The sequence below is a fragment of the Stenotrophomonas sp. 14P6.2.3 genome, assembly GCF_057799055.1.
The window spans coordinates 15,651-29,227 of sequence record NZ_JBYOLA010000023.1 but is presented as its reverse complement, the minus strand read 5'-3'; the positions used below and the strand labels follow the sequence as shown (position 1 = coordinate 29,227).

Here is a 13,577-nt window from a genome sequence, read left to right as displayed (position 1 = left end):
GGCACCTTGCGGCGCAGCAGCGATCGTGGCGAACGGCGGCGTGTCGGGAGGCACGCCGCCGGCGTTGCTCAGAACTTGTAGCGCAGCCCCAGCAGGTACTGGCGGCCGGTCTCGGTGTACTGCAGCGGCAGGCGACCGGTCAGCGGCGAGTACACCCACTCGTCGGACGCCTCGTTGGTCAGGTTGATGCCTTCCAGGCTCAGTTCCAGCTGGTCGCTGATCTTGTAGCGGATGGACGCATCGAACACCGTGGTACCGGTCATGCCGTGGTAGCCGTCGAGGTTGAAGCCGGTTTCCTGGCCCGGTGCCTGGGTCAGGTAGTCATCGCGGTTGGTGGCCGAGATGCGCCCGGCGAACTTCTCGCCTTCATAGAACAGCGTAGCGTTCCACGACGACTTCGACAGGCCGGTCAGGTCGGTCTTCATCACCGGTTGCCCGGCCGCGTTGATGTACTGGATCTTCGATTCCACCCAGGTGTAGTTCAACTGCACGCCCAGGTTCGCCCACTTGCCCGGCAGGAAGGTGAAGGGCTGGGTGTAGTTGGCCTCCACGCCGTGCAGTTCGCCGCCCGGGGTGTTGACCGGCTTGCTGTAGGTGAAGTCATCGGTGGCCGAGGCGCCGGTGCCGACCAGCAGCGAAGCCGGCAGGCCGCTGTCGCTGTACGGGCGCACTTCGCGGGTGGTCTGCACGAAGCTTTCAATATCCTTGTAGAACAGGCCGATGCCGGCCATCGCACCTTCGGCGAAGTACCACTCGAAGCCGAGGTCGACATTGGTCGCACGGATCGGATCCAGTACCGGGTTGCCACTGGAGATGGTGCGTGCACCACCGGCCACCGCCACCGTCGCGCCCGGCGTCAGGCTGCCCAGCCCCGGACGGCTCATCACCTTGGCCGCACCCAGGCGGATCAGGAAGTCCGGAGTGACTTCAGCCACCAGGTTGAACGAGGGCAGGGTGTCGTCGTAGGTGCGGCTGACCGTGGTTTCGACGGTGCCGTTGGCCAGCGTCGACTGCCCGGTGGACGACTGCTTGGTACGCACGTAGCGCACGCCGAAATTGCCCGACAACGGCAACGAGCCCAGTTCGGTGGAGAACTCGCCCATCAGGTAGGCGCCACGGTCCTTCTCTTCGACGCTGCGCACGTTGTTGGCACGCGGGGCGACGGCGAAGGTGCCGCTGTTGCTGTAGATGTCCAGCTGTTCGGCGATCGCGTCCAGGTTCGGCACGACCCAGTTCGACGGACTGCCGCTGATGCCCTTCAGTCCGGCCTGCTCGGTCAGGTCCACCGGCACGATCTTGCTGCCGTCGGCGAAGTTGGGCACGGCCAGTTCGCTGGCGCGGCGCAGTTCGACGGTCTTGAACGTGTAGTCCTTGGCCAGCACGCCGCCCTTCAGGCGGAAGCCCGGGCTGATATTCCAGTTGAAATCGATCTGGCCGGTGTCGAAGTCGTTGTCCACGTACTGCGGACGCAGGCGGATCTCGGCCAGTTCCCAGCCGTTGGGATTGGTCGGGTCGATGCCGTAGTTGAGCACCGGCGCACGGCTGTTGCCACGGTAGTCGTAGCTGTAACCCTTGACGTCGTACTTGTCCATGATGACGGTGGTCTGCACCGGGTTCTCGTGCTTGGAACGCGAGATGCCGAGCTTGCCGGACAGGGTGAAGTCATCGCCGAAGCGGTGCTGGCCGTTCAGCGCGATCTGCTTGAACTCGGTGCTCCACTCGTCGTGGCGGTTCTCGGTGCGGATGTCGACGTTGTCGAATTCGCCGTAGAGCAGTGCGTTGTCGCGTATCTCGCCATTCTTGACGATGGTGGTCGGCTTGCCCGACAGGCGTGCGCTCGCGTTGGCGCCGCGGCTGAAGGAGATCGCTTCGATGTAGTGCTCGTCGCGCGTCGCATCGATCTTCGAGTACAGCGCATCCAGCGAGATCTCGGTGGCGTCGTTCGGCTTCCACTGCAGCGAACCGGTTACGCCCAGCCGCTTCTGTTCGTGTTCCATCTGCACGTAGCGCGGGAAGCGCGGATGGAACACGTTGGCGCCACGCGCGGCGGCGAACGGCGAGGACGCGGCGAAGTTGCCGTTGCTCGGGCCGTTGGCCCAGCGGCCGGTGTTGGAACCCTCCTCCAGCGCCTGGCGCTCGGAATAGGCCACCGACAGCAAGGCGCCGAAGGTGCCATCGGCGAAGGTGTTGGAGACCAGCGCGGCGATGCGCGGGTCGGCCTTCTCGGCCATCGCGTTGTAGCTGGCCTGGCCACTGGCGGCGAAGGTGAAGCCGTCGTAGTCGAACGGACGCGCGGTGCGCAGATCGACAGTGGCGCCCAGCGAGCCCTCCTCGACGTCGGCCGAGGCGGTCTTGCGCACCAGCAGCTGCGAGAACAGGTCCGAGGCGAACACGTTGAAGTCGAAGCCACGGCCGCGGTTGGTGCCGCCGCTCTGGTCACCGGCGCCGACGGTGGTCAGCGCTTCCATGCCGTTGATGCGCACGCGGGTGAATTCCGGGCCGAGGCCACGCACCGAGATGTTGCGGCCTTCGCCGGCCTCACGGGTGATGACCACGCCGGGGATGCGCTGCAGCGACTCGGCCAGGTTCAGGTCGGGGAACTTGCCGATGTCTTCGGCAACGATGGCATCGACCACGCCGGCTTCGCCACGCTTGATGTCCAGCGCCTTCTCCACGCTGGCGCGGTAGCCGGTGACGGTGACCGTATCCAGGTCGGTGGCGTTCGGGTTGGCGCTCTGCTGCTGCGCGCTGGCGTTGCCTGCCAGGGCCAGCGCTACGGCCAACGCGAGCAAGGTAACCGGTGTCTTTTTTTCATGGTTCCGAGAATGCATGCCTTTCCCCTCTCCCAAAGGTCTGGTATCGCGGCTGTTTCAGCGTGATGACACCGCTGGTCAGGCCGGACGTTAACAGCACGTTCCCGATCCGGCATCTTGCACCGCAACAGATCTGAAATGTCTCCAAGACGCTTGCAGGACAATGCTTCCAACAGTTTGGTAGGCTTAGGGCAAGGCCGGGCGGGATTGAAATGACACCGCTAGCCAATTCCACGCCCCACGCGTGGTCCACAACCACGCCGCCCAGTGTCACATGCTGGCGGCACGCGTGAAGGAGCAGAAATGGGTCGTATCGTGTGTTTCGGGGAATTGCTGCTGCGCCTGGGTGCGCCCGGTCGCGAGCTGCTGCTGCAGTCGCCGCAGTTGCAGGTGCACGTCGGCGGCGCCGAGGCGAACGTGGCTGTCTCGCTGTCCCGCTTTGGACATGACGTGGCCATGGTCAGCACCGTCGCCGGCAACGCGCTCGGCGCGCATGCGCTGGCCGAACTGCGCCGGCATGGCGTCGATACGCGCGGCGTGCGCGAAGATGCCGAGGGCCGCATGGGCCTGTATTTCCTGACCACCGGCGCGGTGCAGCGGGCCAGTGAAGTAGTCTACGACCGTGCCGATTCCGCATTCGCCAACAGCACTGCCGCCGACTACGACTGGCCGGCGCTGCTGCAGGGCGCGCAGTGGCTCCACCTGTCCGGGGTCAGCCCGGCGCTGGGCCCGGACGTGGCCCAGGCCACGCTGGCTGCAGCGCGCGCCGCCCGTGCGCTGGGCGTGCGTGTGTCCTTCGATGGCAACTTCCGGCCGAAGCTGTGGCAACGTTGGGGCGGCGATGCGCAGGCGATCCTGCACGAACTGTTCGCGCAGGCCGACATCGTCTTTGCCGATTACCGCGATATCGAAGTCATCCTCGGCCAGCGCTTCGAACAGGCCGACGTGGTCGCGCGGGTGGAAGCGGCAGCCGCCGCGGCATTCGACGCATTCCCGCAGCTGCAGTGGCTGGCCTGCACCCAGCGGCAGACGCTGAGCGTGGACCACCATGCGCTGGGCGCGCTGCTGCTGGGCCGCGATGGCACCCGTGCGCAGGCACCGGTGCGCCAGCTGCAGGGCATCGTCGATCGCATCGGCGGCGGTGATGCCTTCGCGGCAGGCATCCTGCATGGCATCCTGTCCGCCTTCGATGCCGACGCCACCGTGCGCTTCGGCCTGGCCGCCGGGGGCCTGAAGCACTCCATTCCCGGCGATTTCAATCCCGTCAGCGAAGCTGATGTGTTGGCCCTGATGGGCGAGGAGCGATTCGATGTCCGGCGCTGATCCACGCGTTCGTGCGGTACTGAAACTGGCACCGGTGATTCCGGTGTTCACCCCCGATGACATCGACGATGCGGTGCAGGTCGCGCATGCGCTGTTCCGTGGTGGCCTGCCGGTGATCGAGGTGACCCTGCGCACGCCGCGTGCGCTGGAGGCCATCAAGGCCATGGTCGAAGCGGTGCCGGATGCGGTGATCGGTGCCGGCACCGTGCTCGATGCCGCGCAGATGCAGGCCGTGAAGGAAGCCGGCGGCCGCTTCGCGGTATCGCCCGGGGCGACGCCACGGCTGTACGCCGCCGCACGCGATGCCGATCTGCCCTACCTGCCGGGTGTGGCCACCGGTTCGGAGCTGATCGTCGGCCTGGAGCATGGCCTGGATACCTTCAAGTTCTTCCCCGCCGTGCAGGCCGGGGGGGCCGCGATGCTGTCGGCGTGGCACGGCCCGTTCGCTGATGTGCGCTTCTGCCCGACCGGCGGCATCAGCGCGCAGACCGCCAGCCAGTTCCTGCACCTGCCCAACGTGCTGTGCGTGGGCGGCTCCTGGCTGACCACCGCCGCGCTGATGCAGACCCGCGACTGGGACAGTGTCGAGCGCATGGCGCGCGAGGCCGCGGTGCTGGCCAGCTGACCGTTCGGCCGCTGGTGGAGCCGGGCACAGACCCGGCGCTACCGGCATCCGCTCAGCCGCGTGGCGCACCCAGCCGCCGGTACAGGGTGCTGCGATTGATCCCCAGCCGCTTGGCCGCCGCGCTGACGTTGCCCTGGCAATCAGCCAGCGCCTGGCGCATGGCCGCCTCGGTGATCTCCTCCAGCGCACCGCTGGCAGGCAGTGCTGGCGCGGCCACCGTGCCAGCACGCACATCCACCGGCAGCAGCTGCGGATCCACCGCTTGACCGGGCTCAGCCAGTGCGGCCAGCGTGCGCAGGCAGGCGCTCAGCTGCCGCAGGTTGCCGGGCCAGGCATGGGCCACCAGTGCCGCCCGCGTCTGCGCAGACAACACATGGCCGTGTCCCAGCTGCTGCCACAGCGCATCCACCACGGCAGCGCGATCGGGATGCTGCCGCAACGGCGCCAAGGTCACCACGTGGTCGGCGATGCGGTAATACAGATCCGCACGGAAGCGGCCTGCGTCCACCGCCTGCGGCAGTTCGCAGTGGCTGGCGCAGACCAGCGCGAAATCCAGTTTTACCGGCTTGCCACCGCCCAGCGGTGACAGCTCGCGCTCCTGCAGCACGCGCAGCAGACGTGGTTGCAGCGCCAGCGGCATGTCGCCGATCTCATCGAGGAACAAGGTACCGCCCTCGGCCTGCCGCAGCAGGCCCGGGCTGCCCTGGCGGCGCGCACCGGTGAAGGCACCGTCCTCGTAGCCGAACAGTTCTGCTTCGATCAGGCCTTCCGGCAACGCCGCGCAGTTCACCGCGACGAAGGGCTTACCGGCACGCGCGCTGCGCGTATGCAGTTCACGCGCGAAGACTTCCTTGCCGGTGCCGGTCTCGCCCTGCAGCAGCACCGGCAACCCGGCCTGCAGCACACGCCCGGCGGTGGCCAGCTGCTGTTGCTGTGCGGTATCGAACAGCGGCCCCTGCGCGCGCGCCGGCAACGGCGCGGTCGCCACCGGCGTGGCCACACTGCGTCGCGACGCGCGTGCTTCGCGCACGCCATACAGACGACGACCCTGGCGATCAAGCAGCACGCCGTCATCGGCCAGCCGCGACAGCGGTTGTTCGAACAGTGCTTCGTACGGCGTGCGGCCGATGTCCTGCCGATCGAGCCCGAACAGGGACAGGCCAGCACGATTGGCTGCGACCAGGCGACCGCCGCGGAAGCCGAGCACACCCTCGCGCGCACTGCCGAGCAGCGCGGGTTGATGATGCAGGCGCAGCAGCTCGCAGTCGGCCAGGCCGTCGGCGAAACCGCGGTGCTCGATCTGCGCTACCGCCTGCCGCACCAGCGCCAGCGCGTGCACGTGTGGCAGCCGCGCGTCGCCCGAAACATCGAGCACACCCAGGCACTGCCCGTAGGGATCGAGGATCGGCACCGCCGAACAGGTGAGGATGCCGTGCGGGGCGAAGTAGTGCTCGCCGCCACGCACCTGCAGCGCACGTCCGTCGACCAGCGCGGTGCCGATCGCGTTGGTGCCGACCGTGCCTTCGTCCCAGCGCATGCCGGGCATCAGCGCGACACGACCGGCCTTGTCGAGGAAACCGGTGCTGCCTTCGGCATCGAGGATCCAGCCGTCTTCATCGGTCAGCAGCACGATGCTGCCGCTGTGGGTCATTTCCGCCGCCAGTCCATCCAGCTCCGGGCGCGCCTGTCGCCACAGGCGCTCGCGGCGCTGGCGCAGTTCGCGCAGGCGGTGGTCGGTCAGTGGTTCGGCGGCCGGCTGCGCATCCACCAGCAGGCCATGCCGCTGGCAGCGTTGCCAGGAATGCAGGATCGCCTCGGGCACCGCGCCAACCGGAGCAGCGCCGCGCTCGAAGAAACTGCGCCGGGCACTGCCCAGGCGGGGATCGGGAGCAAGCGGGGACACCGACAGCCTCCTGTGTCGCACATTGCGACAGTTGTTGCGGGACCTGTCCCGATTAACAGCACACCCCGCGCCGGCCTGCAACGGCCGCACCTGCTGCACTGCCGCAGCCTGCGCGACACGATGACCGATGGCCGGGCGATGAAGGCGTGATGCAGCGCAGCAGGCCAGGGTTGGCATCGTCCTTGCGCCTGTGGATACACCACGCCCATCACAGGAGCCGCCATGAACGCCGTACCGTCCGCCCGCCCGCATGCCACCGATCCGCGTTCCCTGTTCAAGCCGCGCTATGGCAACTACATCGGTGGCGAATGGATCGCCCCGCGCAGCGGCCAGTACTTCGACAACATCTCGCCGGTGAACGGCCAGGTGTTCACTGAAGTGGCCCGCTCCAACGCCGAGGACATCGACGCCGCACTCGATGCCGCGCACGCCGCCAAGGACGCCTGGGGCCGCACATCGGCCGCACACCGTGCGCTGCTGCTCAACCGCATCGCCGATCGCATCGAGCAGAACCTGGAACTGCTGGCCCACGCCGAGACCTGGGACAACGGCAAGCCGATCCGCGAGACGCTCAACGCCGACGTGCCGCTGATGGCCGACCACTTCCGCTATTTCGCCGGCTGCCTGCGCGCGCAGGAAGGCAGCCTGTCGCAGATCGACGACGACACCGTGGCCTACCATTTCCACGAACCGCTGGGCGTGGTCGGGCAGATCATTCCGTGGAACTTCCCGCTGTTGATGGCGGCCTGGAAACTGGCGCCGGCACTGGCCGCCGGCAACTGCGTGGTGCTGAAGCCGGCTGAGCAGACTCCCGCGTCGATCCTGGTGCTGATGGAGGTGATCGGCGACCTGCTGCCGCCGGGCGTGCTCAACGTGGTCAACGGCTTCGGCCTGGAGGCGGGCAAGCCGCTGGCAAGCAGCCCGCGCATCGCCAAGATCGCCTTCACCGGCGAGACCTCCACCGGCCGCCTGATCATGCAGTACGCCAGCCAGAACCTGATTCCGGTGACGCTGGAACTGGGCGGCAAATCGCCGAACCTGTTCTTCGCCGACGTGATGGCCGAGGACGATGATTTCCTCGACAAGGCGGTGGAAGGTTTCGTCATGTTCGCCTTCAACCAGGGCGAGGTCTGCACCTGCCCGTCGCGCGCGCTGGTACAGGAATCGATCTACGAACGCTTCATGGAGCGCGTGCTCGAACGCGTGGCAGCGATCCGGCAGGGCAATCCGCTGGACCCGAACACCATGGTGGGGGCGCAGGCATCGGGCGAACAGCTGGAGAAGATCCTGTCCTATATCGCCATCGGCCGCGAGGAAGGCGCCGAGGTGCTGATTGGTGGCGACAAGGCCGCGCTCGGTGGCGACCTGGCCGGCGGCTTCTATGTGCAGCCGACCGTGTTCAAGGGCCACAACGGCATGCGTGTGTTCCAGGAGGAGATCTTCGGGCCGGTGGTGTCGGTGACCACGTTCAAGACCGAGGAAGAAGCGCTGCAGATCGCCAACGACACGCTGTACGGGCTGGGTGCCGGCGTCTGGAGCCGCGATGCCGCGCGCCTGTACCGGGTGGGCCGCGCGATCCAGGCCGGGCGGGTATGGACCAACTGCTATCACGCCTACCCGGCACACGCCGCGTTCGGCGGCTACAAACAGTCGGGCATCGGCCGCGAGAACCACCGGATGATGCTCGACCACTACCAGCAGACCAAGAACCTGCTGGTCAGCTACGCACCGAAGAAGCTCGGCTTCTTCTGAGGATTGATCGGGATCAAGGCGCGGGCATGGGGCCGGCGCCATCCTGTCTGCAAGCGCACTACGGAGAAGCACGCATGAATAGAACCATGAAGGCCGCCGTTGTCCGTGAGTTCGGCAAGCCGCTGGTCATCGAGGAAGTCGTGGTACCGCGCCCGGGGGCGGGCGAGGTGCTGGTCAAGATCGAGGCCTGTGGCGTCTGCCACACCGACCTGCACGCCGCCGAGGGCGACTGGCCGGTGAGACCGAACCCGCCGTTCATCCCCGGCCACGAGGGCGTGGGGCACGTCGTGGCCGTGGGAGGCGGGGTAGGGCACATCAAGGAAGGTGACAGGGTCGGCATCCCCTGGTTGTACTCGGCGTGTGGCCATTGCGAACACTGCCTGGGCGGCTGGGAAACGCTGTGCGAAACGCAGCGCAATACCGGCTACTCGGTCAACGGCGGCTTCGCCGAGTACGCACTGGCCGATGCCAACTATGTCGGCCTGCTTCCGAAGGAAGTGGGCTTCGTGGAGATCGCGCCAGTGCTGTGCGCGGGCGTCACCGTGTACAAGGGCCTGAAGGTCACCGACACCAAGCCCGGTGACTGGGTGGCGATCTCCGGCATCGGCGGCCTCGGCCACATGGCCGTGCAGTACGCCCGCGCGATGGGCCTGAACGTTGCAGCGGTGGACGTGGACGACGCCAAGCTGGCCCTGGCCAAGCGCCTGGGCGCGCAGGTCACCGTCAACGCGCGCACCACCGATCCGGCCGCGTTCCTGAAGAAGGAGATCGGCGGCGCGCATGGTGCGCTGGTCACCGCGGTTTCGCCCAAGGCGTTCGAACAGGCGCTGGGGATGGTCCGTCGCGGCGGCACGGTCTCGCTCAACGGCCTGCCACCGGGCAACTTCCCGCTGGACATCTTCGGCATGGTGCTCAACGGCGTCACCGTGCGCGGCTCGATCGTCGGCACCCGCCTGGACCTGCAGGAATCGCTGCAGTTCGCCGCCGAAGGCAAGGTTGCCGCCACGGTCAGCACCGACCGCCTGGAGAACGTCAACGATGTGTTCGCGCGCATGCATGCCGGCACCATCGAAGGCCGCGTGGTGATCGACTTCGCTGCCTGACCCCCTGTGCATGGCCGCCGTGCCCGTTTCCCTCTCCCACGGGTGCGGCGGCCATGCCGATCTGCCGGCAGCGCCGGGCAGCCTGGCGGCCGTACAATGCGCGCATGCCCGCCACGCTCAAGACCATCTTTTTCTCCCTGCTCGCCCTGATCGGCGCGTTGCTCGCGCTGACCCTGGTCAGCAGTGCGGCAGGCTGGCTGCCATCGCTGCTGGGCCTGACGCCGGGAAGCGAGGCGCAGCTCGGCTGGGACCTGGCATTCACCGTGCTCGGCGGCATCGCCGCCATCGCCTTTGCCACCTACTACGCACCGTGCTGGCCACGTGCGCATGGCACCTCGATCTGGTCGTTGCTGGTACTCGGCGCGGGCTATGGCCTGTGGATGATGGGGGGCGATTTCCCACAGTGGTTCGTCATCGGCCTGCTGGTTTCGCTGCCGGTGCAGTTGTTGTTGGGCTGGTGGTTCGGCCGCCGCGCGTCGCGCGATCCGCGCTGAGCGCGCATGGTCAATACTGGCCGCTTCTGCTTCAACGCGTCGATGCCCGTATACGGGTAGTGCCGGCCGCTGGCCGGCAACCTCGATGATCCTGCAGCTGCCGGCCAGCGGCCGGCACTACCGCTTCGACGTCGGCAACGTCTGCTTCAGCGCGTCGATGCCCTGCCACGGATCCGCCTTCAATCGCTTCGCCCGTGCCAACGCCTTGTCCATCGGAAACGCATCGGCAGCGCCGACCCTCGCCAGCTCTTCCCAGCGCAGCGGCACCGCCACGCCCGCGCTCTCGCGCGCACGCAGCGACCACGAACACACGCTTGTCGCACCGCGTGTATTGCGCAGCCAGTCGATGAAGATCACGCCGCTGCGCTTGGCCTTGCTCATCGTCGCCACGTAGCGGTCCGGCGCCTGTTCGGCCATCGCCTGCGCGAACGCCTCGCAGAACGCTTTCGCGTCCTCCCAGTCCGCCTTGGGCAGCAGCGGCACCACCACATGCACGCCCTTGCCACCGGACAACCGCACGAAGCTCTGCAGCCCGGTCTCCTGCAGTCGATCGCGCACATCGCGCGCGCCGCGCTTCACGTCGGCCCAGCTCACGCCCTCACCCGGATCAAGATCGAACACCAGCCGGTCGGGATGTTCGGGATCGGCCACCGTCGCCCCCCAGGGATGCAGCTCCAGGGTGTTCATCTGCACCAATTGCAGCAGCCCGCGTTCGTCATCGATGTAGACGTAGTCCTCGCGCCCGCTCTTCTGCTGCAGCGGCACTGCATGCACGGCGTCGCCCAGGCCTTGGCCGTGGTGCTTCTGGAAGAAGCACGCCTTGCCCACGCCATCGGGACAGCGCAGCAGCGACAGCGGTCGTCCACTGATTTCCGGCAGGATCCAGCGCGCCATCTGCCGGTAGTAGTCGGCGACGTCGCCCTTGCTGAGCTTCTTCTTCGCAAACACCACGCGCTCGGGATGGGTGATGGCAACGTCGTCGCCGTCATCGGCCGATGTTGCACTCATCGCCAGGTCCTCCTTCTTCTTGTCACTGCGCAGTCGCTTGAAGCTGGCCTGGCGCAGCAATCCTTCCTTGCCCCAGCCACGGAACGCGACCTCGGCCACCGTCACCGGCTTCACCCAGCGCACGCTGGCCGCACGGAAGGGCACGTGCGCCGGCAGCTCCAGCACCGCTGCCTTCACCGCCAGCGACGCCAGCGTGGCCGACAGCGCGCGCAGGCTCTCGTCGTCGAAGCCGGTACCGACCCGGCCGACATAGCGCAGGCCGCCCTTGTCCGGCGTGGCCAGCAGCAGCGAACCGAATCCCACCCGCGAGCCCTTTGGCGCGGTGTGGCCGATGATCAGGAATTCATCGGTGTCCTCGTGCTTCACCTTCACCCAGCTACGCGCGCGGGCGTTCACGTAGGGCGCATCGACCTGCTTGCCGACGATGCCCTCGAAGCCCGCCTTGCCGCTGGCCTCGAACACCGCCGGGCCATGGTCGATGACGTGCTCGCTGAAGGCCAGCGTGCCAACTGCATCGCCGATCAGTTCCTTCAACAGTGCCTTGCGTTGCAGCAGCGGCGCGCGGCTGATGTCGACCCCGGCCACGCCCGGCAGATCGAACACGATGTAGCGCAGCGGTTGTTTCGAGCTGCCGTCGATCACCCGCTGCAGCGCGGCGAAGTCGCTGCGGCCGTTGTCGTCCAGCACCACCAGTTCTCCATCCAGACGCGCATCGCGCACGGGCAGCGCCTGTACGGCCTGCACCACTTCGGGAAAATCCGCCGTCCAGTCCAGGCCATTGCGCGAGCGAAGTTTTACCTCGCCCTCATGCAGATCGGCCAGCAGCCGGTAGCCATCCCACTTGATCTCGTGCAGCCAGCGCTCGCCGTCCGGTGCGCTGTCGCGATGATCGGTGAGCTGTGGTTTGAACTGACGCGGGTAGTCCTTGTCACGCGCTCCGTCCAGCTTCAGCGCGCGCGCACGCCAGCGTGCATCGGCCTTGCGTGGGTGTGCGGTACGCGGCGCTGACGCTGCCTTCTTCGTAGAGGCGCGGGCCGCCTTCGCAGATTTGGTTGCCGACGCGTGCAGCAGATCATCCGCTTCGGCATCCCGCGCCTGCTCGTCGTCGCGCTTGATCAGCAGCCACTGCACCTGGCGCCCCTTCATCGCCGTGCGTACCAGCTTCCAGCCACCGGCCAGACGCTGCCCATGCAGCACGAAGTCGATTTTGCCGGCCGCCAGTGCCTGCAGCGGATCACCTTCGCAGGCCCAACTGCCGTGGTCGAACACATCGACGTGGCCGGCGCCATAGTGTCCTTCGGGAATATCACCTTCGAAGCCGGCATAGGACAGCGGGTGGTCTTCCACCTCCACCGCCAGGCGCTTCTCACCCACCCGCAGCGACGGCCCCTTCGGCACCGCCCAGCTCTTCAGCACGCCATCCATTTCCAGGCGGAAATCGTAGTGTCGGCTGCTGGCGTGGTGCAGTTGAACCACGAAGATCGGCCGTCGCTTCGGGTTGCCCCGTGCAGGCGCCTCATCCGGCTCGGGGGTCTGCCCGCTGCCTCCGCCCAGTCGACGCTTGCGCCGGTACTGATGCAACGACATGGCTCAACCTGCCTTGCGTCGCGCGGCGGTCTTCTTTGCAGCCTTCTTCGCAGGGGCCTTTTTTGCCGGTGCCTTCTTCGCCGCTGCCTTCCTGGCCGGTGCCTTGCGAGCTGCTGCCTTCTTTGCCGGCGTGCGCTTGTTGGCATCCAGGCTCTTCTGCAGCAATGCCATGAAGTCCACCACGTTGGTGCTGGCGTCCTCGCGCGGTGCCGGCTCGTCCTCCACCTTGGTGGTCCCACCCTTGGACTTGATGCGCTTGTTCAGCACCTGCTGCAGGCGCTCGCGGAATTCATCGTGGTACTGCGACGGATCCCAGTCGCCCGCCATCGACTCGATCAGCTGCTCGGCCATCGCCGTTTCCTTGCTGGTGATGCGATAGTCGGCGAGCTTTCCACTGGGCAGCTTGTAGTCGTCAGGCTCGACCAGTTCCTGCGGATAGCGCAGGATCATCAGCACCAGTGCGTCGTCGTTGGGCATCACCGCGCACAGGTACTCGCGCGTGCGCACCACCACCCGTGCGATACCGACCTTGCCGGTGCTGCGCAGTGTTTCCCGCAGCAGCACGTAGCCTTTCTCGGCTTTTTTACCCGGCACCAGCAGATAGGGTTTTTCGTAGTAGCGTGGATCGATCTGCGTGGCGTCGACGAAGGTCTCCACCTCCACCGTCTCATGGCTCTCCGGGGCCGCCGAACGGATATCGTCTTCCTCCAGCACAACGTAGCTGCCTTTGTCGTACTCGTAGGCTTTGACGATGTCCTTCCACGGCACTTCTTCGCCGGTGTCCGCGTTGACCCGTTCGAAGCGGATCGGTTTGCGGTCGCGCGAATCCAGCATGCGGAAGTGCAGGTCGACCTTGCGTTCACCGGACATCAGCGAGACCGGTACGTTGAGCAGGCCGAAGGAAAGTGTGCCGGTCCAGATCGGGCGGGCCATGATGCGCACCTGGGTTTCAGCAGGGGTAGCCAGCTT

At 66.9% G+C, this 13,577-nt stretch carries 9 protein-coding genes; 5 read left to right on the top strand and 4 right to left on the bottom strand.

Features of this window, described 5'->3' with window-relative positions; genetic code table 11:
* Positions 1-68: 68 nt before the first annotated feature.
* On the bottom strand, positions 69-2,831 hold the full coding sequence (locus tag AC27VL_RS16010; protein WP_488767327.1) for a TonB-dependent receptor: 2,763 nt from the start codon (positions 2,829-2,831) through the stop codon (positions 69-71).
* A gap of 285 nt (positions 2,832-3,116) precedes the next feature.
* Between AC27VL_RS16010 and AC27VL_RS16005 the strand changes: the two genes are divergently transcribed.
* Together AC27VL_RS16005 and eda are read left to right on the top strand one after the other, a co-directional pair.
* Positions 3,117-4,136 (top strand): sugar kinase, encoded by a 1,020-nt coding sequence (locus tag AC27VL_RS16005; RefSeq protein ID WP_100554289.1) that lies wholly within the window; start codon positions 3,117-3,119, stop codon positions 4,134-4,136.
* Positions 4,123-4,761, top strand: coding sequence for a bifunctional 4-hydroxy-2-oxoglutarate aldolase/2-dehydro-3-deoxy-phosphogluconate aldolase (gene eda / locus AC27VL_RS16000; RefSeq protein ID WP_100554288.1), 639 nt, complete (start codon positions 4,123-4,125; stop codon positions 4,759-4,761). Before AC27VL_RS16005 ends, eda begins: the two co-directional genes overlap by 14 nt.
* 52 nt (positions 4,762-4,813) lie before the next feature.
* On the opposite strand, the gene AC27VL_RS15995 is transcribed toward eda, so the two are convergent.
* The gene (locus AC27VL_RS15995) at positions 4,814-6,664 is read right to left on the bottom strand and encodes a sigma-54-dependent Fis family transcriptional regulator (protein ID WP_243382148.1); all 1,851 of its coding nucleotides are present in this window, start codon (positions 6,662-6,664) and stop codon (positions 4,814-4,816) included.
* 222 nt (positions 6,665-6,886) lie between these two features.
* On the opposite strand from AC27VL_RS15995, the gene adh reads away from it, so the two are divergent.
* The 3 genes from adh to AC27VL_RS15980 all read left to right on the top strand — a co-directional run bounded on the left by adh (position 6,887) and on the right by AC27VL_RS15980 (position 10,013).
* Positions 6,887-8,416 (top strand): aldehyde dehydrogenase, encoded by a 1,530-nt coding sequence (gene adh, locus AC27VL_RS15990; protein ID WP_089241881.1) that lies wholly within the window; start codon positions 6,887-6,889, stop codon positions 8,414-8,416.
* A 74-nt stretch (positions 8,417-8,490) separates the two neighbouring features.
* Positions 8,491-9,519, top strand: a complete 1,029-nt coding sequence (adhP, locus tag AC27VL_RS15985) for an alcohol dehydrogenase AdhP (RefSeq protein WP_089241883.1) — start codon at positions 8,491-8,493, stop codon at positions 9,517-9,519.
* Positions 9,520-9,623: 104 nt separating this feature from the next.
* Positions 9,624-10,013 (top strand): hypothetical protein, encoded by a 390-nt coding sequence (locus AC27VL_RS15980; protein WP_100554286.1) that lies wholly within the window; start codon positions 9,624-9,626, stop codon positions 10,011-10,013.
* A 117-nt stretch (positions 10,014-10,130) separates the two neighbouring features.
* On the opposite strand, the gene ligD is transcribed toward AC27VL_RS15980, so the two are convergent.
* Positions 10,131-12,608, bottom strand: a complete 2,478-nt coding sequence (gene ligD, locus AC27VL_RS15975) for a DNA ligase D (protein WP_488767323.1) — start codon at positions 12,606-12,608, stop codon at positions 10,131-10,133.
* A gap of 3 nt (positions 12,609-12,611) precedes the next feature.
* Positions 12,612-13,541, bottom strand: coding sequence for a non-homologous end joining protein Ku (ku, locus tag AC27VL_RS15970; protein WP_488767321.1), 930 nt, complete (start codon positions 13,539-13,541; stop codon positions 12,612-12,614).
* Between the last annotated feature and the right edge of the window lie 36 nt (positions 13,542-13,577).